Here is a 21,425-nt window from a genome sequence, read left to right on the forward strand (position 1 = left end):
GTGCCCGCACCCGTTGGGGAATGAGCAACAGCGAAGGAGCATGCCATGAGTGAGTACCGCAGCCGGTGGACGACCGCTGATCTTGACGAGTTCCGTGATCTGGCACGTCAGTTCTGCAGGAAAGAACTGGCCCCGAACCAGCAACGCTGGGCCGAGCAGAAAAGCGTCGACCGGGAGCTGTGGACCAAGGCTGGAGAGATAGGGCTGCTGTGCCTGTCCATTCCGGAGGAGTACGGCGGAGGTGGTGGTTCGTTCGCGCACGAGGCCGTGCTGCTGGAAGAGCAGGCCGCCAGCGGCGACAGTTGCTGGGGTGTGGGGCTGCACAACGCGATCGTGGCGCACTACCTGCTCGCATATGGCACCGAGGACCAGAAGCAGGCGTGGCTGCCTAAACTCGCCACCGGCGAATGGGTGGGCGCCATCGCCATGACCGAACCGGGAACCGGCTCCGACCTGCAAAACGTGGCGACGAAAGCGATCCGTGACGGCGATGGCTATGTGGTCAACGGTGCCAAGACCTTCATCACCAACGGTGGCCAGGCCGACGTGGTGATCGTGGTCGCCAAGACCGATCCAACCTTGGGTGCGGAGGGCATTTCGCTGGTCGTGGTGGAAACCGACCGCGCGGGATTCCGGCGCGGACGGGTACTGGACAAGGTCGGCCTGCACGGGCAGGACACCGCGGAGTTGTTCTTCGACGACGTCCGCGTCCCGGCCACCAACCTCCTCGGCACCGCCGAGGGTCAGGGCTTCCTCCAGCTGATGCAGCAACTCCCGCAGGAACGGCTGCTCATCGGTATCGCCTCGGTCGCCGCCCTGGAAGCCGCGCTGGAAGACACGCTGTCTTACACCAAAACCCGGCAGGCCTTCGGCCGGCAGATCTTCTCCTTCCAGAACACCAAGTTCACCCTTGCCGAGGCCGCCACCGAGGCCCGAGTGTGCCGGGTGTTCCTCGACGACTGCATCAGCCGGCACCTCGACGGCGGCCTGGACGTAGCCACCGCCGCTATGCTCAAGTGGTGGTGCAGCGACCGAGCGATGCGGGTGATCGACAACTGTCTCCAACTCCACGGTGGCTACGGGTACATGAGCGAGTACCGCATCGCCCGCGCCTGGACCGACCAGCGAGTCCAGAAGATCTACGGCGGCACCAACGAGATCATGAAGGAGATCATTGCCCGCACGCTGTGACTCGACGTTCACCGGAACCGTGTGCGCCGAAACCGCGGCCGCCGGCACCGGCGGCCGCGGTTTCGGCACCCTCCGGGCACACGAGCGACGATCCTCTGCCACCCGGAGAGGATCATGATCATGAGTGTTGCGGTTGCCGCCGGTGAGACGCACCGCCAGCGGGATGCCGCCGCCGTCGCAGATCACATGGTGCTTGGAGCCGGGTTTGCCGCGGTCGACCGGGCTGGGACCGGTCAGAGATCCCCCTTTTTTCGGGCTCTGTTGATCTATGTGTGGGTGCGGTCCGGTAGTTCGGGGCGGTAGCCGCCGAGGGCCAGAAGTGCGAGGGAGATGAGGGCGTCGGGGTGTTTGAATCCGAAGGCCAGTCGTGTCAGCAGCCGGATCTTGGTGTTGGTCGATTCGATCAGCGCGTTCGACAGGCCGTGGTCGAGCGTCGCGTGGATGGCGGCGAGCTCGGATCGGATGGTGCGGGCGAGTTTGGTGAACTCGGGTATTCGGCATCGTGTCGCCCAGGACAGCCAGCGTTGCAACGCTTCTTTACCGGCTTCGCCACCGATTGCGAAGACGTGCCGGAGTCCTTCTTTGAGCAGGTAAGCGCGGTAGAGGCGGGGGTCGGTTTTGGCTATCCAGGCAAGCTTGTGGCGTTGGTGGTCGTTGAGGTTTTTGCGGGTTCTTCCACAACGCCCATCGTGCTCGTTTCATGGTTTGTGCGGCACCGGCCGAGGCCCGCCGGCCGCGCCGGTCCTTATTGCTGCCGCCGGGCTGACGGCGCGCGGTGTTCCATGCCTGACGCCGTACCTGGTCCAGCGCGTCGGTGGCCCACTTGACCACGTGAAACGGGTCAGCGCAGCGGGTTGCGTCCGGGCAGTACTGGGCCACGGTGCGGGCAATCCAGGCCGCCGCATCCGCAGACACATGCGTGATCTGCGCGCACCGGTCGGGGCCGAGTAACTCGAAGAACGCCGCCAGCGTGGGCTTGTCGTTGCCCGGCGCTGCCCATACCAGCCGTCCGGTGTCGTGATCGACCACCACGGTGAGATACCGGTGGTTCTTCTTGTAGCTGATCTCGTCGATCCCGATCCGGCGCAGCCCGGCCAGCCGATCAACCCGGGCGTCGATATCGGCCCGGACCCGGGTGATGATCACCCCCACGGTGGGCCAGGCGATCCGCATCAGCTGCCGGACCGTGGACCTCGACGTCGCGGTCGCCAGCCAGGCGACGGTGTCATCGAAGGCGCGGGTATGCCCGGCACCGTGCCGGGCCCAGGGCACCGCGCTGACCACGATCCCGTGCTCACGACACCGCACCCGGGATGCGGCAGCTTCGACGAACGCCTGCACGGTTCCCAGGTCCAGCGCACGCCATCGACGCCGGCCCCGGCCGGCGTCATAGCGCGGACACCGCCGACGACACACCCCGCACCGGTCACGATCCCGCCGCCGGACCCGCACCGCGGCCACCAGCACCTGCTCGGCCTCATCGAACTCCACCGACTCCACGACCGCTGTGTTCACGCCCAGCAGCCGACCCCATACCCTGACACCGGGCACGTCGTTCTCCGTCTATCCGGTTTCTGTTCCTCGACAGCTCAGAAACCTAGACCCAGCAACGACGTGCCCCCTCTACTACCTGAGCAAACTACCCACACATCAGTACAAAGAGCCCCTTTTGGCCCTGACGGATGCTCCGTCCAGGACCGCGCGCGACCAGTCGATCAGCCCTTGGCCACCCAGTTCGTCCAGCACCGCCTGGTGCACCTGCCTCCACAACCCGACCTCGGTCCACTTGGTGAACGTCCGATGCGCCGTGGGTACCGACACCCCGAACGACGGCGGCAGGTGTCGCCACGCACACCCGCTGGTCAAAACGAACACGATGGCCGTGAACACCGCCCGCGGATCCGGCCGCGCCCGGCCGCCACCCTGCGGACGCTCCTTCGCCGGTGGAATCAGCGGTTCCACCAACACCCACAGTTCGTCGGGCACCAACCGTTGCGACAGCGAGTCGATCACAGCCCAAGATCATGACAGCCCAACGACAAAGAACCAAACGAGACACACTCTAACCAGATCGAGAGCCTCAATTCGCGGTTCCGTCAGGCACCCGTCGGCGCGGCCATTTCCCCACCGACCAAGCCGCACTGAAAGTTCTCTATCTCGTTATCAGAAAACCCCTCAAAAACCGCACCAACATCACCGGAAAAACGGTAGGCTGGAGGCGGGCATTGAACACGCTGTCCATTTACTACGGTGACAGGATCAACGCTCAGTAACCAGACAGGCGATCACCAGCCCGCCCACGAAGATCCTTACAGTCCCATCATGCCGAGTCATCGCTCATCGAGTAATGGTCACTATCAGTACATGGAGATGTGTACGTGGTCGTAGTGGCAGCCGGTGAGGTTGGCGGGGTTGGGGCAGCCGTAGGCGCTGGAGGTGTAGGGCGTCCAAGTGGGTTGTTTGGCTGACCAGTATTGGCCTTGCCAGATGAGGTAGTGGATTCCGAGGTGGGTTTGGTGGGCGGTGAGCCAGTTCGCGGCCCGCCATCCGTCGGCGACCGAGGCGGGGTCGTGGGGGTTGAACATGAGGTCGCAGGCGCGGCCTCTTGGGTGGTCGGAGGTGGGGTTGACTGGGCGGGGTGCGTGGCAGCGCAGTCCTGTGCCGGTTACTCCGGTGGTTCGGAGGGTGTGGACCAGCGCGAGGGTGCGGGGTGTGATGCGGCCGTTGCTGGTGGGGTCGGGTTCGGTGGCGTGTTCGGCAGGCCAGTCGGTGCGGGTTTGTCCTGGTGCCCCGGTGAGGTTGGTGCAGGACAGGCCGGTGAGTGCGCCGACGACCTGCCGGGCGCGATGTTCGTGCGCGGCGTAGCGGTTGGGGAATCCGGAGCGTTGCACGGCTTGCGCGCTGGTGGCGAGGTCGCTGTGCTGCCAGTTCGGTATTGCGAGCAGGTGGTTGTAGAACTGGGTGGCGGCGTAGCTTGGGGTGAGGATCTGTTGGGGTGTGCCCCATCCCATCGAGGGTCGTTGCTGGAAGAGGCCGAGGCTGTCGCGGTCGCCGTGGTGCAGGTTACGCAGCCCGGATTCCTGCATCGCGGTGGCGATCGCGATGACCCGTCCGTACTGGGGCACGTGCATCTGTTTGCCGACGGCCACGATGGTGGTGGCGTTTGCCCGTTGTTGGGTGGTCAAGCCGGGCACGGTTGTGGGTGTGCCGTCCGGTGTGCAGGTGAGTGCGCCCGGTGAGGCGCTGCTCGCGGTGAAGGCGTTGGTGATTCCGGTGATTGCGGCGCCGATGAGTATTGGTATGGCCAGGACGAGGGCGGCGACCCCGGTACCGAGTTTGCCAGTCATTTCTGATCGCTGTCCCTTTCGCGCGGCGCTCGACATCGGACTGGAGCTGGGAAGTCGGGGAGGTGCCCCTTGTCAGCGCTGGCCGCGGGTGAGGCGGTTGGGTGTGGCTGGTGGTGGGATGGGGTTCGGGGGTGGCAGCCGATAGGGCGTGGCCGCCGCGAGGTCCCTGGCTTGGGGCTCACCGTGTTCGGTGGTGGGGTCGGTTGGTGGGGTGAGGCCGGGCCAGGCGTTGGTGAGATCGGCGAGGCGGTAGCGCGGGCCGGCGTGGTCGGTGCGCGTTGAGGCCAGCGGTAGCCACACCGAGTCGGCGGGACTGGGATGCGGGGTGGCCGGGTCGAGCAGGTCTGCTGCCGCGGTGGCCACTGGCACCGCGCGAGGGTCGTCGAGTTGGGCGTGCACCCGGGCCAGCGCCGCGCGGGCCCCGGCTTCGCGGCGGCTGGTGGGCAGCCATACCAGCACCGGTGTCGCGATGCCGGTGGATTCGGCCAGCCGCGCGTATCCGGCCAGCTTGCGACCGACTTTGGTGAGGGATTCGGTGCCGGTGTCGAATTCGAGGAACCATTCCACCGTCCGCGCGGTGTTGTCGTGGCGGGTGCGCCAGCGGCCGTAGGCGTCGGGGATGACGAGGTCGCCGAAGTGGCGGGCGCAGCGGGATTCCGACCACCATGCCACCAGCGCGGCCTGTGCTGTGGGGGTGTGGCGGGTGTGGGCGATCAGTGAGGTGAAGAAGTTGTTCACGCCGATGGTGTGGGCGAGGCGCTGGTTGTGGGCGATTCCCATGGCGCGGTCGTGGCGGTAGCCGAGGTCTTTGACTTCCAGGCCGTGTTCGGCGGCGAGCACGGCGGCGCCGGCGGGGCCGAGGACGTAGTGCATGGGTGCCGAGCCGAGTTGCTGGAACGGTTGGAATCGTGAGAGGGCGCGCCAGAGGTAGAGGTCGCGCAGCCGTTGGCGGGCCGAGCGGCCGGAGGGGAATGTGGCGTCCCGGATCTGGCTGCTGGTCAGGACGCGGTGTTCGTGCAGCAGGGCCAGTAGCCACTTGTCGCGGGCGGTGAGCCGGGACGCGAGCATGGCCTGGTGTTCGACCGTGCTGGCGGCGCGGATGGTGGGGCGGCCGGGTAGGTGGCTGCGCAGTGTGTGCTGGCGGGTGGTGGTGGTGATCACGCGCGCTCCTGGAAGGTATCAACAGGGTGTGGATAACTACTGTGGGTAGCTCGGAGCTGACTCCAGCGGCTCCCTTGTGGTGTGGCGAAGTCCTTCGGGCGGGTGGTTAGGGGCCGCTGCGGCGCGGGTCGGTCGTGGGAGGTCGACTCGGCGGGACTCGCCGTCCTGTCGGGGCGGGCCGGGTCGTGGTGGCGGGCGCGTCGCGGCGGGTTGTGTCGCTGTTTGCGGTGCTGTGCGCCTTGCGCTGGGCCCGGAGCAGGGAGCGGATTTCCCGTGCCCGTCCGGGAATCGGGTCGGGCAGGGGTGCGGTGCTCATGGTGAAGGGTTCGGTTTCCTCGCCGTGCACGACCAGTCGGGTGGCGGTGTGGTAGGCGCCCAGGTGCGACAGGTCGTGCTCGGATAGCCGGGGCGCGGTGTGCCTGGCGAGTTCGCGGGCGTCCTCGGGGCCGGCGGCGAAGAAGATCTTGCTGCGGGCGTTGGTGGAGATTCCCTCCTTGAGCTCTCGGGGTAGCTGCCCGAGGTGTTGGTGCGCCAGGGTCATCGAGACGCGAAACCCCCGTGCTTCGGCGAGCATGTCTTCCAGCGGGTAGGGCAGGTTCAAGAAGTTGTGGCACTCGTCGACCACCAGTGAGGCGTCGGGGCGCAGGCGCTGCGGGATGCGGGCGCGGGCGGTGGTTGCCTGCCAGGTGCGGGCCACGACCAGCGAGCCGACCAGCCGTGTGGTTTCCTCGCCGAGCGAGCCTTTGGGGATGCGGACCAGGCAGATGCCGCCCTCGTCGAGCACCTGGGACATGTCCACGGTGGAACGTCCCCCGGCGATGGCCGCTTTCACGAAGGGGCGCAGCAGGAATGCCCGCAGTTTGTTCATCAGGGGTGAGATCACTTGGCTGCGGGAGCTGTCGGTGAGGTCGTCGTACCATTCCCAGAATCCGGTCAGCACCGGGTCGGTCAGGCCCGCGGTGATGCGGGAGCGAAACGCCTCGCTGGCCAGGAGTTTCGGCAAGTCGGCCAGGGTGGGCACGCCTTCTTGTGCCCGCAGGGTGAGGCAGGCGGCGCGCATGAGGTCGTCGGTGCGTGGGCCCCAGAATGCCGAGTACACCCGGCGGAAGACGGAGACCAGGTTGTCGACCTCACGGTCGGTGTCCCCGCCTTCCAGGGGGTTGAGGATGGGTGGGCGATGCAGGGAGTCGGCGTCGAAGAGCACCATCCGGTTCGCGGCCGAGCGGGGTAGCCGGTTGAGGATGTCGGTGACCAGGTCACCTTTGGGGTCGATCAAGACGATGCCGCGGTGGTGGTCCGCGTCGTCGAGGACGAGGTTTCCCAGCAGGGTCGATTTCCCGCTGCCGGTGGCGCCGAGCACGTGCAGGTGGTGGCGCGCGTCGGCGACCCGCAGCCCGATCGGGCGGGCGTGGCCGGTGTCGGCCTGCCCGAGGGGTTTGGCGTCCGGTCCGGGTGTGGCCACGCCCGGCGTTGGGGCGATGGTCTTGGCGCCCGCGCGTTCGACCCCGGGGATGTCGGCGTCGGTGGGCAGGTGCGCGATCGCCGCCAGTTCCGGCACCGACAGCAGGTCCCCGTGATCGAGGCGTCGGGCTGCGAGCGCGTGGGCGGGGTGGCGTAGGCGGGTGCGGGTGTAGTGGTTGTGGTCGGTGTAGGCGGCGAACGCGGCGGCCAGTGCGTGTGCCCGGCCGCGCGCGGTGTCGCGGGCCTGGCGTGCCAGCTCGTCGGCGGCATCGGCGGGCAGGTCGGTGGCGACGGCGTAACGCACGAGGGTCTCGTACTGCGAGCCACGTTGTTTGCCCACGATCGCCTTGTTGTGGGCGGAGTATTCCAGCGACAGCTGCGGATCGTGGCTGATGCGCCGCGCCTGCGAGATTCGGCCGCTTCGGGTGGCGTTACTCCCTGGCGTGAGCGCGTCGAGGATCCGGCCGGCAAGGGGGCCCGGGGAGCCGTGGTGTATCCCGCGAGCCGTGCGGCGGGCCCGGGCCACGCGGCGGCCGGTGACCGGGCGGGCGAGGATCTGTACGCAGGCGTGTTCGTGGTGGCCGAGGCCGACCGGGGCTCCCAGGAGCCCGCGGAGGGGGTCGGCGTCAAAGGCCGTGCGGATCGGTAGTGCTTCACAGCGGGCGAGGCGGAGTTGCCCGCCGACGGTGATCCGTCGCCGCCCGGTTTCCGGCTCGGGCAGCGGTGAGGCGGCGGTAGTGGTGCGGGTGTGTGAACCGGGCCAGGCGGCTTCGATCGCCCGTTCCACCAAGGACGGTGGGATGACGCCGGGCACCCAGAACTGCACGGTGACGCCGTGCTCGCCGAACACGTACTCCATCGCCAGGTGGGGTTGGCCTGCCCACAGCCGCCGCCATGCCGGGCGCAGCAGTCCGACGAGATTGGCCCACAGGGCGGCCCCACCGGTCGGATCGACGGTGGGCGGGGCGAGCACCGTGATCCGGCGTGCGTCGACCTGCAGGGCGGCGTGACGGCGATCGCGCCACCAGCGGCGAGCCGCGAGCGCGCCCGCCAGGGCCGCGGCCAGGGCGGGCACGGCGACGGGACCCCAGGTCAGCGTCCAGTCCCGCAGGGCGGTGAGCAGGTCGAGGGTGGTGCCGCCGGGGTCGCGCAGATAGTCACCCACCCAGCCGGGCATCGCGGATGCCGCAGCGTGTGTGGTCATGACACCAACTCCCTTCGGGGAATCTCCAGAAAGCCACGGGGCCACAGCGCCTGGCTCGTTCACGCGGGGTCGAGGTCGACGTAGGTGTCGGCCAGGCCGCTGTCGGTGGCGTCCGGGTCTTGTTCGGCGAACTGGGCGAGTTCGGCCGGGTCGGTGGTGACGAGGTAGTTCTCCGTGGGTGAGGCCAGCGACTGGAACGCCACGCGTTGCGTGCCGGAGGACAGCAGTCCCTGGCCGCGGTCGGCCGACAGTAGGAACTGCCGCTCTCCTGCGGAGAGGTCGAAGGTTTCGGCGATTTCGTCGATGGCCTGCGGTGCCTGGCGCAGCAGGATTTGTGTGGCCGCGTTGCTCACGATGGCTTTGCCCAAATCGCTGCCGAGTAGGTCGGCGGTGTCCTGTGTGGCTACGGTCAGTCCCGCCCAGTGTTTGCGGGCGGCTTTGGCCATGCGGAACAGGAACTTCGCGCCTTCGGGCTGCTGCATCAGCAGCCACGCCTCGTCGACGACGACCAGCCGGGGCCGCCGGTACACGGGATGGGACACGTGTCGCCAGACCGCGTCGAGCACGAGCAGGGTGCCGATCGCGCGCAGTTCGTCGGGCAGATCCCGCAGCGAGAACACCACGAGGTGCCCGTCCGGGGTCACGGTCGTGGGACCGTCGAAGAGGTCGCCGAACGCCCCGTCGACGAAGGGATGCAACCTCGCCGCCAGATCACCGGCCACCGTGTCACCGTCGTCGCCGGTGGAGGCGAGCACGTCACGCAGATCGCGCAGCAGCGGCGCCGGGCGCGTCCAGGTCCGGGCGTCATGGGTGATGCCCGCGCGCCGGTAGGTGGCGGTGATCGCGGTATCGAGGACGGCGCGTTCGGCGGCGGTGACCTCCGTGCCCAAGAGCACCGCCAGGACGGTGTGCAGGAACAGGCTGCGCCGCTTGAGGGCGTCTCGTGGTGCGGTGCGCCGTCCCCGGGCGTCGGTGTGCACGGGCAGGTCGAACGGGTTCAGCCGCACCCCGCCCGCGCCGAGGTGCACGTAGCTGCCGCCGACCTGGCAGGCCAGTCGGGCGTACTCGTCTTCGGGGTCGACGACGAACGCCTGCACCCCCTGCGCGGCCGCCCCGTCGTCGGTGCTTTCGGGGTTGCGGTAGAGGCTGCGCAGCGTTTCGAGCTTGACGAGGTAACTCTTGCCCGCGCCGCTTCGGCCCAGGACGACGGAGTTGTAGTTGTCGCAGGCGAACCGGTCCCAGTGCACCAGCCCGGCAGAGCCGATGTTGTAGCCGTAGAGCACGCCGCTGGGGGAGGCGGTGGTCGGGTCCGTGGGCGGCAGATCCGGTGAGGTGAACGGATACGCGGCCGAGGCGGCCGCGGTGTCGAACGTCCTTTTCAGACCAAGCGGGTCCAGCCCGAGCGGCAGCGTGGATACCCACCCCTGCAACGCCCGGTAGGTGGCGGGTTTGGCGTCCAGCAGCAGCGACGCGCACAGCGACCGCAGTGCCGAGACTTCCTCGGCGAGTGTGGCTTCGTCGGGGGCGTGGACGGTGAGGTAGAGGCCGCAGCGGAACAGGCGCCCGTCGCCGCGGGCGATGCGGTGGGAGAGTTCGGCGGCGTCCTCGGCCGCGGCGTCCAGGTCTGGGTCGTCGAGCCGGTCATGCCGAGCGTTGTGCCGACGGGAGGACTCCAGCTTCGCGCGTTGCTTGCGCAGCCCACTGGCGGCGGTGGCCGGATCAAGGGGCTGGACATGCACCGACACGTCCAGCCGCGCGGGGTAGGTCAGCAGCGGGGCGAGCCAACCGGGATAGACCTCCTGCGGATAGCCGGTGACCCCGAAGCTGGCGACGAACTCGTTGCCGACCTCCAAGTGCCGGGCGGCCACCGACAACGAGTCGGGGGTGAATGCCTCCGCCGACCCCGAGCGGGGCGCGGTGTGTCGGGTGCGTGCCATGAGGTGTCTACCTTTCGATCTCGTCGTCGTAGTCCCAGTCCTCGTCCTCGTCCAGCCACGGCCCGGACTGCGGCCGGCTGGGTCGCGGCGTTTGCGCGGACGGCCGCGTCGTCTCCGGGCGGGCCGCGTAAGAAGCCGTTTCGAGGTCTGGATCGGTGGCGTCCTCGTCGTCGCCGTAGAGGTCGGTGAAGGTGGCGGTGGCGGTGACGACCTCCTCGGCGGCGGCCAGCCCCGCCGAGGGCGGCAGGAAGGTGTCGGGGTTGCAGGCTGAGGCCAAGACACCGGTCGCGGCGGCAGCATCCAGCGGGGTGAGCACGATCCCGGCCGGGGCGAGCAGCTCGGCGGCCTCACCGAGGCGGCGCACCAGCCGTTGCTCGGCCGCCTGCCGCGCCCCATCGTCCACCGAGCGCTCGGCGCCCCGCCGCCGCCAGGGCAGCACGCTCGACGTGGCAGGTGCCGTGCCGGGGCGCATCGGCTCGCGCAGCACGAGCAGCACCTGGCGGCGCAGCAGGTCGGCTTGGGCGTTGAGGTCGGCGAGGTGGTCCGCGTGGTCCCGCGCGGCGGCTTCCAGCGCTGGGTGCGCGAGCCCTCCCGCGCGAGCACGCAGCGCGGCGATCTGGGGCCTGAGGTCGAGCCGTTCGGCCCGCACCAGGAATTGCACCGGAGCGGTCAAACTGTGCAGATAGCGGGCGAACGATGCGACCAGCGCCTCCTGCTCGCCCGGTGTGCGCAGCGAGAAGTTCACCGTCGAGCAGACCGCGATCACGGCGAGCCCGTCCCGACCGAGGTCGACGATCCCGGCGTGCGCGCCGGTGTCGCTGACACCACGGGCCGGCAGTTCCAACGGTGCCGGGGACACCGGCTCGGCACCGGCCGAGCGCGCCTGGGTTGCCCGAGCTGTCAGCCAGGCCGGGGCCGCGCGCACACCGTCGGGCGCGGCGACCCGGTGCCGCGGGGACAGGTGCTGGCGGATCGCGGCAAGCGCGAGCCTGTCCAGCGGGATTCCGTGGCGCTGTCCCAGGGCCAGCACCGTGACCGCGAGCCCGACCGGCACCGCCACGATCAAAAACACCGGCAGCGGCACCAGCGTGCGGGTCAGCGAGTACAGGCCATACAGCAGCGACCCGGCCGCGCCAAGGATCGCCAGCTGCCGGGTGGTCAGCGGCCCCAGCACCCGGTCCGGGCGATCGACATCGGCCGGGACGCGCACAGGACTGGTCATCACCAAGCACCTCACTTCGTTGTCGGGCCCCGTCCTCCGGGCAGGTCCAGGGGCAGCGGCAGTTGCGTTCCGGTTCGCCGCTTCGCCGAGGCAGCCGCGCCCTCGCTGTCGGCCGGCGGGGGTGGCGGCTGGGGTTCGCGGCGCACCCCCAGGGGCAGCGGCCACTGGCCCGAGGCCAGCGGCCGGTTGCCGGTGTAGGCATCACGTACCGGGCGGCGCGGGGCGCGGGCGGCGCGGTTGATCCGGCCGGACGGGGTGATCAGTGCGGGCCCGCTCTGCCGCAGCGGGCCGGTCTGCGTGGGGTCGGCGAGGTCGTCGGCCACCGTCCGCCTCGGCGGGCGCGGTGGCGCGGGACGCAGGTGGATCGGCAGCATCCCGGTGTTCGGCGCGATCAGCGCCCGGGGCAGCTGCGCGGGCGGGCGGGCGTTGCGGTTGACCCGCCCATCCGCAGTCAACAGCCCGGGCTGCCGCCCCGGCGGCGGCATGGCGGGGTGTCGCCGCTCGGCCAGGTCGTCGGCCAGCGACCGGCGCCCAACCCGATCCGGCTCCCGGCGGGTGGTGATCGGCAACCCGAGCTGATCACCAGGCAACGCACCGGGCAGCGAAGCTGGAGGCAGCGCTCTCGGGTTCGCCGCCACCTTCCGCTGCTGCCCGGACCCGCTCGCGGTGAACAGCGACAGCTGCCCAGGGCCGGGCCCGCGGTCCGCGACGCTCCCTGCGCCAGGCACCTCTCCCACGCGTGTGGACGCACGCGGCGAAGGCCGCCGGCGGCCTACCCGCATCGGCAGCATGAGCTGGCCCGACCGGGTCGACGGGGGATCCGCCGACACCCCACCACCGCCCCGTAGGCGGGGCCCGCCGCCCTTGCCGCCGTTGCCACCGAACAGGGAACCGGCGCCGCCGAGCAGGCCCATCGTCTTGTAGACGATCACGCCGCGCACGAGCGACCCGAGCAGGGAGCGTCGCCCGCTACTCATCGGTCGCACACACCAGAACGGGATCTTGATCAGCACCCACATCAGCGCCAGGCACAACAGCAGATTGATCAACCCGGACACGTTCGGGCCGAACACCGTGAACCCGCCGGGCGCGAAAAACACCCGCAACGCCACGACCATCGCCAGCGACTGCCCGACCTGGATCGCCAGCACCCCGCCGAAGGCTTTCCACCACGCCTGCGCGATGCCCTCGGTCTGCGGCAAGGCATGCCACATCAGCACGATCGGGGCAGCCGCGATCAGCAGGATCGTCAGCATCACCCGCACGATGAACGTCAGCAGCAAGACGACGACCATGACCGCGAGCGCCAGGCCAAGGAACACCAGCCACAACCCGCCGCCGCTGAGCGCGGCCAGAACCATGTCGGTCAGCGCCCTGCCCGCGGCCCGGGGGTTGAGACCCTCACCGATCACCGCCCGGGCGAGCGCATTGGCGATCTGGATCGCCTTCGTCGCCAGAAACAACGACAACGTTCCGGCGAGGAACCCCACGACGACCCGGGGCGCGATCTCCTTAACGGAGTAGCGAGTCTGCAGGGTCTCATAGCCCATCACGACCATTCCGGCGAGCACGACGAGGATCACGTAGGTCGCGAGCAGGATCTGCCACGACTGAGTCCACAACTGCCCCACGCTGGGCAGCGCACTCGGCTCCGGCGTGGTCAGCAGGGTCTTGCCCAACAACTCCAGCAGCGGATTCAGCGCGTCGGTGACCACGCCCCGGAAGAAGCTGTCGATGCCTTCGCTGATGCAGGCGACCGGATCGGTGATGCCGCACTCCTGCCCCTGACCCCCATCACCCGAACCGGGTGCCTGGGGCTGGCTCGGGCCAGCGGGGCCGATCGGTATCGGCTGCGGAATGCAATTCGGCCCCTCACACGGCGCGGGCGCCGACAGGGTCGATGCGGAAGCGCCACCCAACCCCCCGCACTCGGGCAGCAACGCCCCCGGGAAACACGGGACAGGCGTGGGCAGACCGGTGATCGGCGGCAGCACCGACGTCGGTGACGGATCGCTCGAAGACCGCGACGCGCGACCCCGGTCGGAACTCGTGCAGACCGGGTCCATCGAGTCCGGACCACACGCCGGATCGTCCACCGACGGCAGCGGCAACGGAGGCGGTTGCGCCGCAGCCGACGGTACTGCCGCGGCTGCGGGCTGGGGTGCCTGCCCGGTCGCGGCCGACGCGGTGAGGACAACCCCAGCCGCCGCGACGAGCAACGGCGCCAGCACCCCGACCGCGCGGACCCAACCCCGCCTCGCCCTGCCGGTGGGCGGAGCGGACATCAGCCGCACGGGCGGGACCGGCGGCCGTGCTAAAGATGTTCGGCATGGTGCGGCCACGGCTCACACCCCACCCACGATGCCCTTGAGGATCTCGACCACCAGCGGGGCAAGAGCAGCCAAGCCGAACCCAACAGCAGCGGCCTTCAACGCGCCCTTGGCCTTCTCGACCTCCCCCGGATCACCCGAAGCCATCAAGTAGCGCAATCCGCCAATGGTCAAGAACACCACGGCGACCCCAGCGAGGATCCCCATAATCCAAGAGCGAATGTTGTTCAAAACCTCATCAACGGTGCGGGCGAGCGCGACGACCTGCACCGCTTCCGCCCGCGCGACCGAGGACGACAACAGCACACCGCTGACGGTCAGCCAGCCGAGGACCAGCACGACACGGTGGCCGTGTCGACCGCGTCGTGGCCGCGTGACAGCGGGCGCGACCGAGCTGGAACATCTGGACGCTGTCCGTCGTGTCGGTGGGCAGTAATGACGGCAGCGGCGGGATGGTGTCAGTCGCATGAGCGGACCTCTCGACTGGTGGGCGTGGCCGGTCCGGGCCGGGTGCGGTGGGCGCGGGAACGGCGTTCGACGGGCAGGCGGGTCCCGCGCGAGGCAATGCGGGATTTGGGGCTGCTTTGCGACACGGTTGGACTGACTTTTTCTTCCGATGCCGCTCCCACCCTGGTCACGTTTCGTAACCTTGTGCGCCGAGTGCTGGTGGTCTGCTCGACCTGGCGCGGTTGAACTGGTGCAAGCGAGTCCGACTGTTCGGCTGACGGATCCGCAGAGACGTCCGCAGCGTCCCCTGCGAGGTAGGCGGCGAGGCGAGGCTCAGCGCGCTCACGGATCTTCGCGGTCGCCTTGTACGACATGCCCCTCGCGTATGCGGCCTCGGCCAGCGGAGTCCCACCGACGCGGGTCTCGGAAATGAGGCCCGCTTCGTCGGCGGTTATCGCGCCGGCGCGCACCGCTGCGGCGAGCACTAGGTCTGGGTGACCTTCCGGGCGTGGTGGCGGGGCAGAATTGAACACCAGGTTGCCGGCCGGGATCGGGCCGCCTACTGCTTCGTGCAGCGCCAGCCGCCCCTCCCGGTAGGCCGCGTAGTACAGCCGCGCAAGGATCGCTGGCCGGACCAGATCGACCTCGTGCAGCGCGTGTAGGAAGCCCGTCAGCACGGCAGCGTTGAGGTCATGGGTGTCGCCGGTGAACCGGCGGGTCACGATCGCCGCAACCCGTAGCAGCACCGGTAGCGCCAGGCCGACACACGCCACAGTCCAGGCACCACCGTCTGCACGGGCGCGGGTGATCAGATGTGCCCACGCCGTGTCCCGCGTGACCTGAGTGCAGTCCTTCGCAAGCAGCAACGTGCCGAGCTCGTCCAGCGGCACCGGACGCGGGGGCAACCCCGGTATCTCGCGGCCGTCGATGCTGACCGGATCCGGCCCGGTCACCAGCCACGCGAAGCTCGACCGTGCCATCGCGAACACGTCGGAGTCTTTGACGAAAGCAGGATTGTCGCGCAGGTAGAAGCCGTGTTCGTGAACCTCATTTTCACGCGAAGACAAATCCATGACAGCTCCCTGAGAGATCGGACAATCAAGTGAGCTGCCAGCAAGCCACCGAAGGCGCCTCAAGACCGAAACAAAGACGCCTCGACACCGTTTCCGAATTACATCAAAGGCGCCTCAAACCATCAGCCTTCCGATCAAGGAAGGAGCGGATGCCCACAACGCCGCTGATCTCCGAGGCACTCAGAACATGGCAGTGAGCTGGCACGACGTTCCTTGAGGCGGTATCGCCGCGCGGTGGCGTCGTCGAGGACGGGAACCGATTCAGGCTAGTCGAGACGTTCTGCGACCGAAGAACAAAGGCCGCGTCTCCACTGAACTCGAAAGCCTTTATCGAAAAAAGGTCTTGTAAATCTCTTGGCGGGAACGTGTCGCAAATCGAGGGTTGTCCCGGTATTGCTCCACGACAGCACATACCAAGCCGTGCGCAACCCGGCTGTTCTCGTCCGAGGAGGACCTCTCATGGCCCACCGCCCGCAGTCCCCGGATGGCCGTCCCGGTCGCCGCGGAGGCTCGGCTCGTCCGCCGCGCACCCGGCGCGGAGGCGACCGCGCACCCTATCCCGGAGCGCAAGCGCGAACCACCGGTGAAGGTGCCAGCGAGACCTCCGCGAACTTGCGTCCCGGGGACAAGTCGAGACCATCGCGTCGGCGCACAGCAACCGCATCCTCAGCACCGACTCCTGTCACAGTGTGGACGTGCGGACCGGACCCGATCGACTCACATGCGGCATGGCCGACACCGATCGTGGAAACCATTACGGCGGCATTCACCACACCCGGCGCCCACGTGGTCCTCGTCGATCTCAGCACTACGTGGGCTACGGTCCGAACCCCCGGCGCCGATGGTGCTACGGCGCCAAGCGAGTCGGCGTTGATGGCGGCACACGAGGCGGTGCGCGCGCTCGACCGCACCGCCGACACGCTCACCTTTGGCACGTGCGCTGAGGTCCACACCCTGTCGTCGAAACCTTTCTGGGCAGGCATGGTTACCGACTCCGGCAACCCGCCCGCAGCCCTCACCGAGTCTTCTCCGACGCCGGTGCCCGCCGGTACTGTCAGCGGTTCAGGTGCGCCGGATACCAACGCCGCTGAGCGTGCGGATCTGGTGGTCGTGTCGTTGCCCGCCGACGCCGCCGAGACTGTTTCACTAGACCGTCTCGCGCTGCTAGCGGCGGACCGGCTGCGGCAGGGCGGCATCTTCGCGGTGTACACACACAGTGACTGGAGCGAAGGCCGGTTGGTCGACCCAACTGGCGCGATCGTTGCCGCCTGCCAGCACGCGGACCTGCTCTACCTTCAGCACATCGTCACCCTGCACACCCCGATACGAGACGGTCGTCTGCACGCCACGCCGAACGCGGCAGTAGCTGCCGACTACGACCGCACCTGCCATCGCGCGACCGCACGCGGACTGCCCACACCACACCTACGCGTGCATGGCGATGTCCTTGTCTTCGCGCAGCCTGTCGACTCCCGTACAGCGCCGCCCGGGACCGGTTCGGCCGTCGCAACGCACGAGCGCGCGCCCCGATCGCCAGGCAGCCGGTAACCCCACAACTAACCCATTCACTTCAGCACTTGCCGGCCGCCCTGTACTCGAAAGGCGTCGTACTTATGTCCCACCAGCACTTGCCGACCTCCACCAACACCGCCGGTACCGGCAGTGTCGTCGAACACGGTGACGAACCAACCATGCCCATTGCCAGTGCACTCATAGACACACTGGACGCCGCTGCCGATCCCACCACGGCAGCGGCCCAAACACCGACCGAAGGCGACCCGCCGGGCGCGACCGGTGCCACCGACACCTGCGAGCTGCCACTGTCGGTGTGGGCAACCGCGCAAGCCTCTCCGGCCGGGCAGCGCAAGGGCCGCTACGTGGCCGACTCGACCGCGCACCCGGCGAAGATGCTCCCCGCCGTTGCGGCGCACGCCATCCACCAGTACACGCGTCCTGGAGAGCTGGTGTTCGACCCGATGGCAGGGTCAGGCACCACGCTGGTGGAGGCGATTGACGCCGGGCGCCGCGCGATCGGCGTCGAGTACGAACCGCACTGGGTCGGCATCGCGCGCGCCAACCTTGATTTGGCCCGGCAACGAGGTCACGACCACGACGCGGAGGTTGTGCACGGCGACGCTCGCCAACTGCCATTCCTACTGCCCGAGAAGTACCGGGGACAGGTCGCGCTGGTGGTGACCTCTCCCCCGTACGGGCCGTCCACCCACGGGCAGGTCGTCACCGCCGCGACCGACTCACCGGACGGGAAGGTACACAAGTTCCATCACCGCTACGGCTCCGCACTCGACCGGGGCAATCTGGCCAACGTCGGCCACCACCGACTCCTCGCTGGTTTCACCCGCATCCTCGCCGGCTGCGCGGCCGTACTGCGCCCGGGCGGGCACGTCGCGATCACCGTGCGACCGTGGCGCGAGCACTCCGAACTGATCGACCTGCCCTCGCAGATCGTCGCCTGCGCCCGGGCAGCCGGGCTGGTACCGGTCGAGCGTTGCGTGGCGCTACTGGCCCGGGTTGCCGACCGCCAGCTGGTTGCCCGCGGCAGCTTCTTCCAACGGGACTTCATCCGCAAACAGCGCGAGCAAGGATTGCCGCTTCACCTCATCGCGCACGAGGACGTGGTCGTGCTCCGCAAATCGCTTGTACCCCGCAGCGCCTCGGTCCTGACGTCACCGAATCACGGTCACGCCGCCTCGCGCGACGGTGAGCTCGAGCGTAGCGGACGGTGGCAGGAGTGAGCACGCTCGTGCACTGCTGCAGCTGGGACGCCCGATACCGGCGTCCTGTCGCCGCCCGACACACCATCGCCTGCCACCGCTGCACACTGCCGAACGCTGCCTCTGATCGACGGGCCGCAGGCACACGGGGTGCACCATGCCTGACCGTGTGCCGGCCGTAGCCGATCTGCTGCGGTTCATCGACACCGAAGGACCCGTGCTCGGATCGCTGTGCACGGGCATGGCCGGGCTCGACCCCGGTGTCGCGGCCGCGCTCGGTGGCCGGATTGCCTGGTACTGCGAGGTCGACCCGCACGCGTCCGCGATTCTCGCCGCTCACGTGCCGGACGCACCAAACCTCGGTGACCTCCGCGCTGTCGATTTCACCGCCATCGAGACCGTCGACGTGCTCACGGCGGGATTTCCGTGTCAGGACATCTCCGCGGCCGGTCGGCGCGCGGCTATCGAGAAAGGTGCTCGCAGTGGACTGTGGCACACCATCCTGGACGTCATTCGCCTACTGGGACCCCGGCTCGTCGTCGTGGAGAACGTCGCCGCCCTCCGATGGCGAAACGGCGGCCTCGACCGCGTACTCGCAGACTTGGCCGAAGCGGGGTATGACGCGGTCTGGCGTTGCTTACGAGCCGCCGACATCGGCGCCGCCCACCGCCGCGAACGCGTGTTCTTGTGTACCGTCCCCGGCGCGGGACGGGATGCGGATGATGCCCACTCCGCAGGCCCGCGACGGCGAACCCCGCGGCCCGGTCGATCCAGCACACAGGCGTGCGGGCGGGCATCAGGTGAACCTCAATGACGCGGTCGACTCGGTCGTCCGACAGACTCAGTTGCTGCCAACACCGACGGCGGCGGACGCGAAGAACTGCACCCACACGACCCATGACGGCGGACCATCTCTTCCTGACCACGCCCGCGCGCTTGACACACTGACATCCCCTGCGGACGCAACATGCTGCGCGGCAACGCAAATTCGGGGGATGCGTAGCTGTCTTTCCCCTGGTGCGCGGGGCCCAATACCGACGCCGACCGCGCACGACGGTTCTTCCAACGCAATCTCCACTACGTCACGACAAGGAGGCCCGTCTCGCGTGGACACCCCACGACTGCTGCCGACCCCGCGGGCGACCGACGGTACCAAGGGCTGTCCCGCCCAGCGCGGCTCGAAGGGCGATCTGATGCTGCCCTCGGTCGTCATCGCCGTCACCACGCCCCACCGAAGCCCGCGCGCGGAAGAAGGTGAGTGACCGTGGCAATCGCCAACGCACCATGCGCCCGCCGCATCGCACGCGGTGAACCCGGGCCCGCGACATGGGGCGACTACGCCGCCACCGTGCACCGCTGGAACCTCATCACCGGCCGACCCGCTCCATACCCGACTCAGCCCGGGCGGCACGGACGACCCGCACTCGCGCCGCCATTCGTCGAATGGCTCATGGGGCTTTCCGTCGAGCTCCCAAATGATCACGAGGTCTCACTGGTCTCGTTTGCCCAGCCGAGAGGGCATGCCGTTCGTCAATGTTCGTGCGCGACATGTGTTGCGGACCGTTGGAGCGAGGGTCGTGTGGCGTCGGCGGTGCCGCGACGGTCATGGGGCTTGTTCGACGTCGCACTCGTCGATCCAGCGGGCGAGAACGCTGAGGGCGGCGAGTTGTTCGAGTGCCTTCTGCTCGTCCCAGTCGGCTCCGTGTTCGTGCGCAGCGGGGTTACGGATGCCGGCGAAACACCCCTCGGCGAACGGCCGCAGCGCCCGGTTACGACTCTTGACTGTTTGGTCGTTAGGATCACCGGGCAGTCGCAGGTATTTCTGACCGGACTTCGCCTTGTCGGTGAAGACCTGGTTCATCAGGTCGTTGTCCGCGATATCGCGGCGCCCCACCTCGTCCTGCGTGTGGGCGTTGATGGCTGTCGCGGCGGCCCGGACGGCCTCGCGGTGGTGCTTGCTGTCCCAGAACGTGCGGGCGGCATCCCAGACCCATGGATGGAACTGGTCGGCCGGAAGGGTCGGAGCGTCGGGTGCGAGATTGGCAGCCCATTCGTCCATGCGATCGAGAATGCCGAGCCCGCGTTGCGCGGCGGCACGAGCGTCTTCCTTGCCGCCCATCGTCTCGAACTTGAACTCGGCCAGGGTGGGGTCGAGATGCTTGAGTACTTCCTTCACGGTTGGCTCACGCTGCCGAAGTTCGTTCAATGCTGCCGTCCGCGGACCAACGATGCGGGCAGTGCGCGGCCCGGTGGGTGCTATGCCAGGCGGACCCTGCAAGGAGAAGTACTTTTCAAGCAGCGCCAGATACTCGGTGAGCTGGTCGCGCATCCACTGCCGGTTCATGCAGCGACTGTAGGTGACCCTTCGAGCCCACCTGCCGCGATGGGCGCCGTAGTGGTGCCCGAACCGAGGTGGTCTCGATGAACACGGCGAGTCCAGTGATCGGTTCCTTGTGCACCGGCTATGGCGGCCTGGACATGGGAGCGCTGACCGCGTTCGGCGATGGCCGCATCGCCTGGGTGGCCGACCCGGATCCGCACGTGCGCACGGTGCTTGCCGCACGGTGGCCGGACGTGCCGAACCTGGGCGACATCCGAGAGGTCGACTGGTCGGCCGTCGAGCCGGTAGACGTGGTCACGGCGGGGTTCCCCTGCCAGGACATCTCGGCGGCTGGGCGGCGGGCAGGCATCCGCACCGGCACCCGCAGCGGCTTGTGGCATCACGTCGCCCGCGCGATCGGCTCGCTGCGGCCCGCGCTGGTTGTGGTGGAGAACGTCGCGGCGTTGCGCTGGCGCGCCGGAGGGCTCGACATCGTGCTCGGCGACTTGGCCGACGCCGGCTACGCCTGCGTGTGGAACAGCGTCCGCGCCAGCGATGTCGGCGCCGCTCACCGCCGAGAGAGGGTCTTCATCCTCGCCTGGCCGCAGGACAACTCGGCGAACGCTGCGTCAGGCACGCGGGCCGGCAGCCGCTCCGGTGACGCGGCGACGGTCTCATGGGGCCAGTACGAAGCCGCGATCCGGCGATGGGAAGCAATCCTGGGCAGGTCTGCGCCGCATCCGACCGAGCCCGGCCGGCATGGCAGGCCGGTGTTGTCCGGCCGCTTCGTCGAGTTCCTGATGGGCCTCGACGATGGCTTTGTGTCCGGTCTGGACATTCCACGAACCGCGCAACTGCGGGTCCTGGGGAATGGGGTCGTGCCACGGCAGGCGTCCCACGCGATCCGCGCGTTGCTGGCTGACCGCGCGGCCGACGTCGGCCGCGATCGCGACGGGAGCGGGCGGCATGACCGAGTCGACATGCACCTCGGCTATTGACG

At 68.8% G+C, this 21,425-nt stretch carries 15 protein-coding genes and 4 pseudogenes; 7 read left to right on the forward strand and 12 right to left on the reverse strand.

Annotated features, from left to right (window positions below; genetic code table 11):
* Positions 1-45: 45 nt before the first annotated feature.
* The gene (locus SACMADRAFT_RS26590) at positions 46-1,191 is read left to right on the forward strand and encodes an acyl-CoA dehydrogenase family protein (protein ID WP_009156931.1); all 1,146 of its coding nucleotides are present in this window, start codon (positions 46-48) and stop codon (positions 1,189-1,191) included.
* 60 nt (positions 1,192-1,251) lie between these two features.
* On the opposite strand, the pseudogene SACMADRAFT_RS31520 reads toward SACMADRAFT_RS26590, so the two are convergent.
* The 3 pseudogenes from SACMADRAFT_RS31520 to SACMADRAFT_RS26605 form a co-directional block, all read right to left on the reverse strand.
* Positions 1,252-1,440 (reverse strand): annotated as a pseudogene (locus tag SACMADRAFT_RS31520) (IS5/IS1182 family transposase); the annotation flags it as partial.
* A 17-nt stretch (positions 1,441-1,457) separates the two neighbouring features.
* Positions 1,458-2,742: pseudogene (locus tag SACMADRAFT_RS26600) on the reverse strand (ISL3 family transposase).
* A 111-nt stretch (positions 2,743-2,853) separates the two neighbouring features.
* Positions 2,854-3,204: pseudogene (locus SACMADRAFT_RS26605) on the reverse strand (transposase); the annotation flags it as partial.
* A gap of 48 nt (positions 3,205-3,252) precedes the next feature.
* Here SACMADRAFT_RS26605 and SACMADRAFT_RS31550 point away from each other — a divergent pair.
* Positions 3,253-3,464: pseudogene (locus tag SACMADRAFT_RS31550) on the forward strand (transposase); the annotation flags it as partial.
* Between the two features lie 84 nt (positions 3,465-3,548).
* Here SACMADRAFT_RS31550 and SACMADRAFT_RS26610 read toward each other — a convergent pair.
* The 8 genes from SACMADRAFT_RS26610 to SACMADRAFT_RS26645 all read right to left on the reverse strand — a co-directional run bounded on the left by SACMADRAFT_RS26610 (position 3,549) and on the right by SACMADRAFT_RS26645 (position 15,436).
* Entirely contained in the window at positions 3,549-4,538 is a 990-nt protein-coding gene (locus SACMADRAFT_RS26610) for a hypothetical protein (protein WP_009156933.1), read from the reverse strand.
* 72 nt (positions 4,539-4,610) lie between these two features.
* The gene (locus SACMADRAFT_RS26615; RefSeq protein ID WP_009156934.1) at positions 4,611-5,699 is read right to left on the reverse strand and encodes a replication-relaxation family protein; all 1,089 of its coding nucleotides are present in this window, start codon (positions 5,697-5,699) and stop codon (positions 4,611-4,613) included.
* A gap of 106 nt (positions 5,700-5,805) precedes the next feature.
* Positions 5,806-8,364: a helicase HerA domain-containing protein gene (locus SACMADRAFT_RS26620; RefSeq protein WP_009156935.1), complete on the reverse strand. Its 2,559-nt coding sequence runs from the start codon at positions 8,362-8,364 to the stop codon at positions 5,806-5,808.
* A 59-nt stretch (positions 8,365-8,423) separates the two neighbouring features.
* Positions 8,424-10,301, reverse strand: a complete 1,878-nt coding sequence (locus SACMADRAFT_RS26625) for a VirB4 family type IV secretion system protein (RefSeq protein ID WP_009156936.1) — start codon at positions 10,299-10,301, stop codon at positions 8,424-8,426.
* A 7-nt stretch (positions 10,302-10,308) separates the two neighbouring features.
* Complete coding sequence (locus SACMADRAFT_RS26630) at positions 10,309-11,523, reverse strand: PrgI family protein (RefSeq protein WP_009156937.1); 1,215 nt, start codon at positions 11,521-11,523, stop codon at positions 10,309-10,311.
* Positions 11,524-11,534: 11 nt separating this feature from the next.
* The gene (locus tag SACMADRAFT_RS26635; RefSeq protein ID WP_232285493.1) at positions 11,535-13,808 is read right to left on the reverse strand and encodes a hypothetical protein; all 2,274 of its coding nucleotides are present in this window, start codon (positions 13,806-13,808) and stop codon (positions 11,535-11,537) included.
* A gap of 60 nt (positions 13,809-13,868) precedes the next feature.
* Entirely contained in the window at positions 13,869-14,192 is a 324-nt protein-coding gene (locus tag SACMADRAFT_RS26640) for an Mbov_0395 family pilin-like conjugal transfer protein (RefSeq protein WP_009156939.1), read from the reverse strand.
* Positions 14,193-14,311: 119 nt separating this feature from the next.
* Entirely contained in the window at positions 14,312-15,436 is a 1,125-nt protein-coding gene (locus SACMADRAFT_RS26645) for a sigma-70 family RNA polymerase sigma factor (RefSeq protein WP_232285494.1), read from the reverse strand.
* Between the two features lie 810 nt (positions 15,437-16,246).
* On the opposite strand from SACMADRAFT_RS26645, the gene SACMADRAFT_RS26650 reads away from it, so the two are divergent.
* From SACMADRAFT_RS26650 to SACMADRAFT_RS30210, 4 genes are all read left to right on the forward strand, one after another.
* The gene (locus SACMADRAFT_RS26650) at positions 16,247-16,921 is read left to right on the forward strand and encodes a hypothetical protein (protein ID WP_232285495.1); all 675 of its coding nucleotides are present in this window, start codon (positions 16,247-16,249) and stop codon (positions 16,919-16,921) included.
* Between the two features lie 65 nt (positions 16,922-16,986).
* The gene (locus SACMADRAFT_RS26655; RefSeq protein WP_009156942.1) at positions 16,987-18,126 is read left to right on the forward strand and encodes a TRM11 family SAM-dependent methyltransferase; all 1,140 of its coding nucleotides are present in this window, start codon (positions 16,987-16,989) and stop codon (positions 18,124-18,126) included.
* A gap of 136 nt (positions 18,127-18,262) precedes the next feature.
* Positions 18,263-18,919, forward strand: a complete 657-nt coding sequence (locus SACMADRAFT_RS26660; protein ID WP_083841007.1) for a DNA cytosine methyltransferase — start codon at positions 18,263-18,265, stop codon at positions 18,917-18,919.
* Positions 18,920-19,211: 292 nt separating this feature from the next.
* Positions 19,212-19,367 (forward strand): hypothetical protein, encoded by a 156-nt coding sequence (locus SACMADRAFT_RS30210; protein WP_157617325.1) that lies wholly within the window; start codon positions 19,212-19,214, stop codon positions 19,365-19,367.
* 341 nt (positions 19,368-19,708) lie between these two features.
* On the opposite strand, the gene SACMADRAFT_RS26670 is transcribed toward SACMADRAFT_RS30210, so the two are convergent.
* The gene (locus SACMADRAFT_RS26670) at positions 19,709-20,449 is read right to left on the reverse strand and encodes a TIGR02391 family protein (RefSeq protein WP_009156943.1); all 741 of its coding nucleotides are present in this window, start codon (positions 20,447-20,449) and stop codon (positions 19,709-19,711) included.
* Positions 20,450-20,526: 77 nt separating this feature from the next.
* Between SACMADRAFT_RS26670 and SACMADRAFT_RS29540 the strand changes: the two genes are divergently transcribed.
* Positions 20,527-21,423, forward strand: coding sequence for a DNA cytosine methyltransferase (locus SACMADRAFT_RS29540; RefSeq protein ID WP_009156944.1), 897 nt, complete (start codon positions 20,527-20,529; stop codon positions 21,421-21,423).
* Positions 21,424-21,425 lie beyond the last annotated feature (2 nt).

The sequence above is a fragment of the Saccharomonospora marina XMU15 genome, assembly GCF_000244955.1.
GTDB classification, from domain to species: domain Bacteria; phylum Actinomycetota; class Actinomycetes; order Mycobacteriales; family Pseudonocardiaceae; genus Saccharomonospora_A; species Saccharomonospora_A marina.

Coding starts and splice junctions, on each gene's coding strand:
- SACMADRAFT_RS26590 (WP_009156931.1), top strand. CDS start 46: ATGAGTGAGTACCGCAGCCGGTGGACGACCGCTGATCTTGACGAGTTC.
- SACMADRAFT_RS26610 (WP_009156933.1), bottom strand. CDS start 4,538: ATGACTGGCAAACTCGGTACCGGGGTCGCCGCCCTCGTCCTGGCCATA.
- SACMADRAFT_RS26620 (WP_009156935.1), bottom strand. CDS start 8,364: ATGACCACACACGCTGCGGCATCCGCGATGCCCGGCTGGGTGGGTGAC.
- SACMADRAFT_RS26625 (WP_009156936.1), bottom strand. CDS start 10,301: ATGGCACGCACCCGACACACCGCGCCCCGCTCGGGGTCGGCGGAGGCA.
- SACMADRAFT_RS26630 (WP_009156937.1), bottom strand. CDS start 11,523: ATGACCAGTCCTGTGCGCGTCCCGGCCGATGTCGATCGCCCGGACCGG.
- SACMADRAFT_RS26635 (WP_232285493.1), bottom strand. CDS start 13,808: ATGTCCGCTCCGCCCACCGGCAGGGCGAGGCGGGGTTGGGTCCGCGCG.
- SACMADRAFT_RS26650 (WP_232285495.1), top strand. CDS start 16,247: ATGGCGGCACACGAGGCGGTGCGCGCGCTCGACCGCACCGCCGACACG.
- SACMADRAFT_RS26655 (WP_009156942.1), top strand. CDS start 16,987: ATGTCCCACCAGCACTTGCCGACCTCCACCAACACCGCCGGTACCGGC.
- SACMADRAFT_RS26660 (WP_083841007.1), top strand. CDS start 18,263: ATGCCTGACCGTGTGCCGGCCGTAGCCGATCTGCTGCGGTTCATCGAC.
- SACMADRAFT_RS26670 (WP_009156943.1), bottom strand. CDS start 20,449: ATGAACCGGCAGTGGATGCGCGACCAGCTCACCGAGTATCTGGCGCTG.
- SACMADRAFT_RS29540 (WP_009156944.1), top strand. CDS start 20,527: ATGAACACGGCGAGTCCAGTGATCGGTTCCTTGTGCACCGGCTATGGC.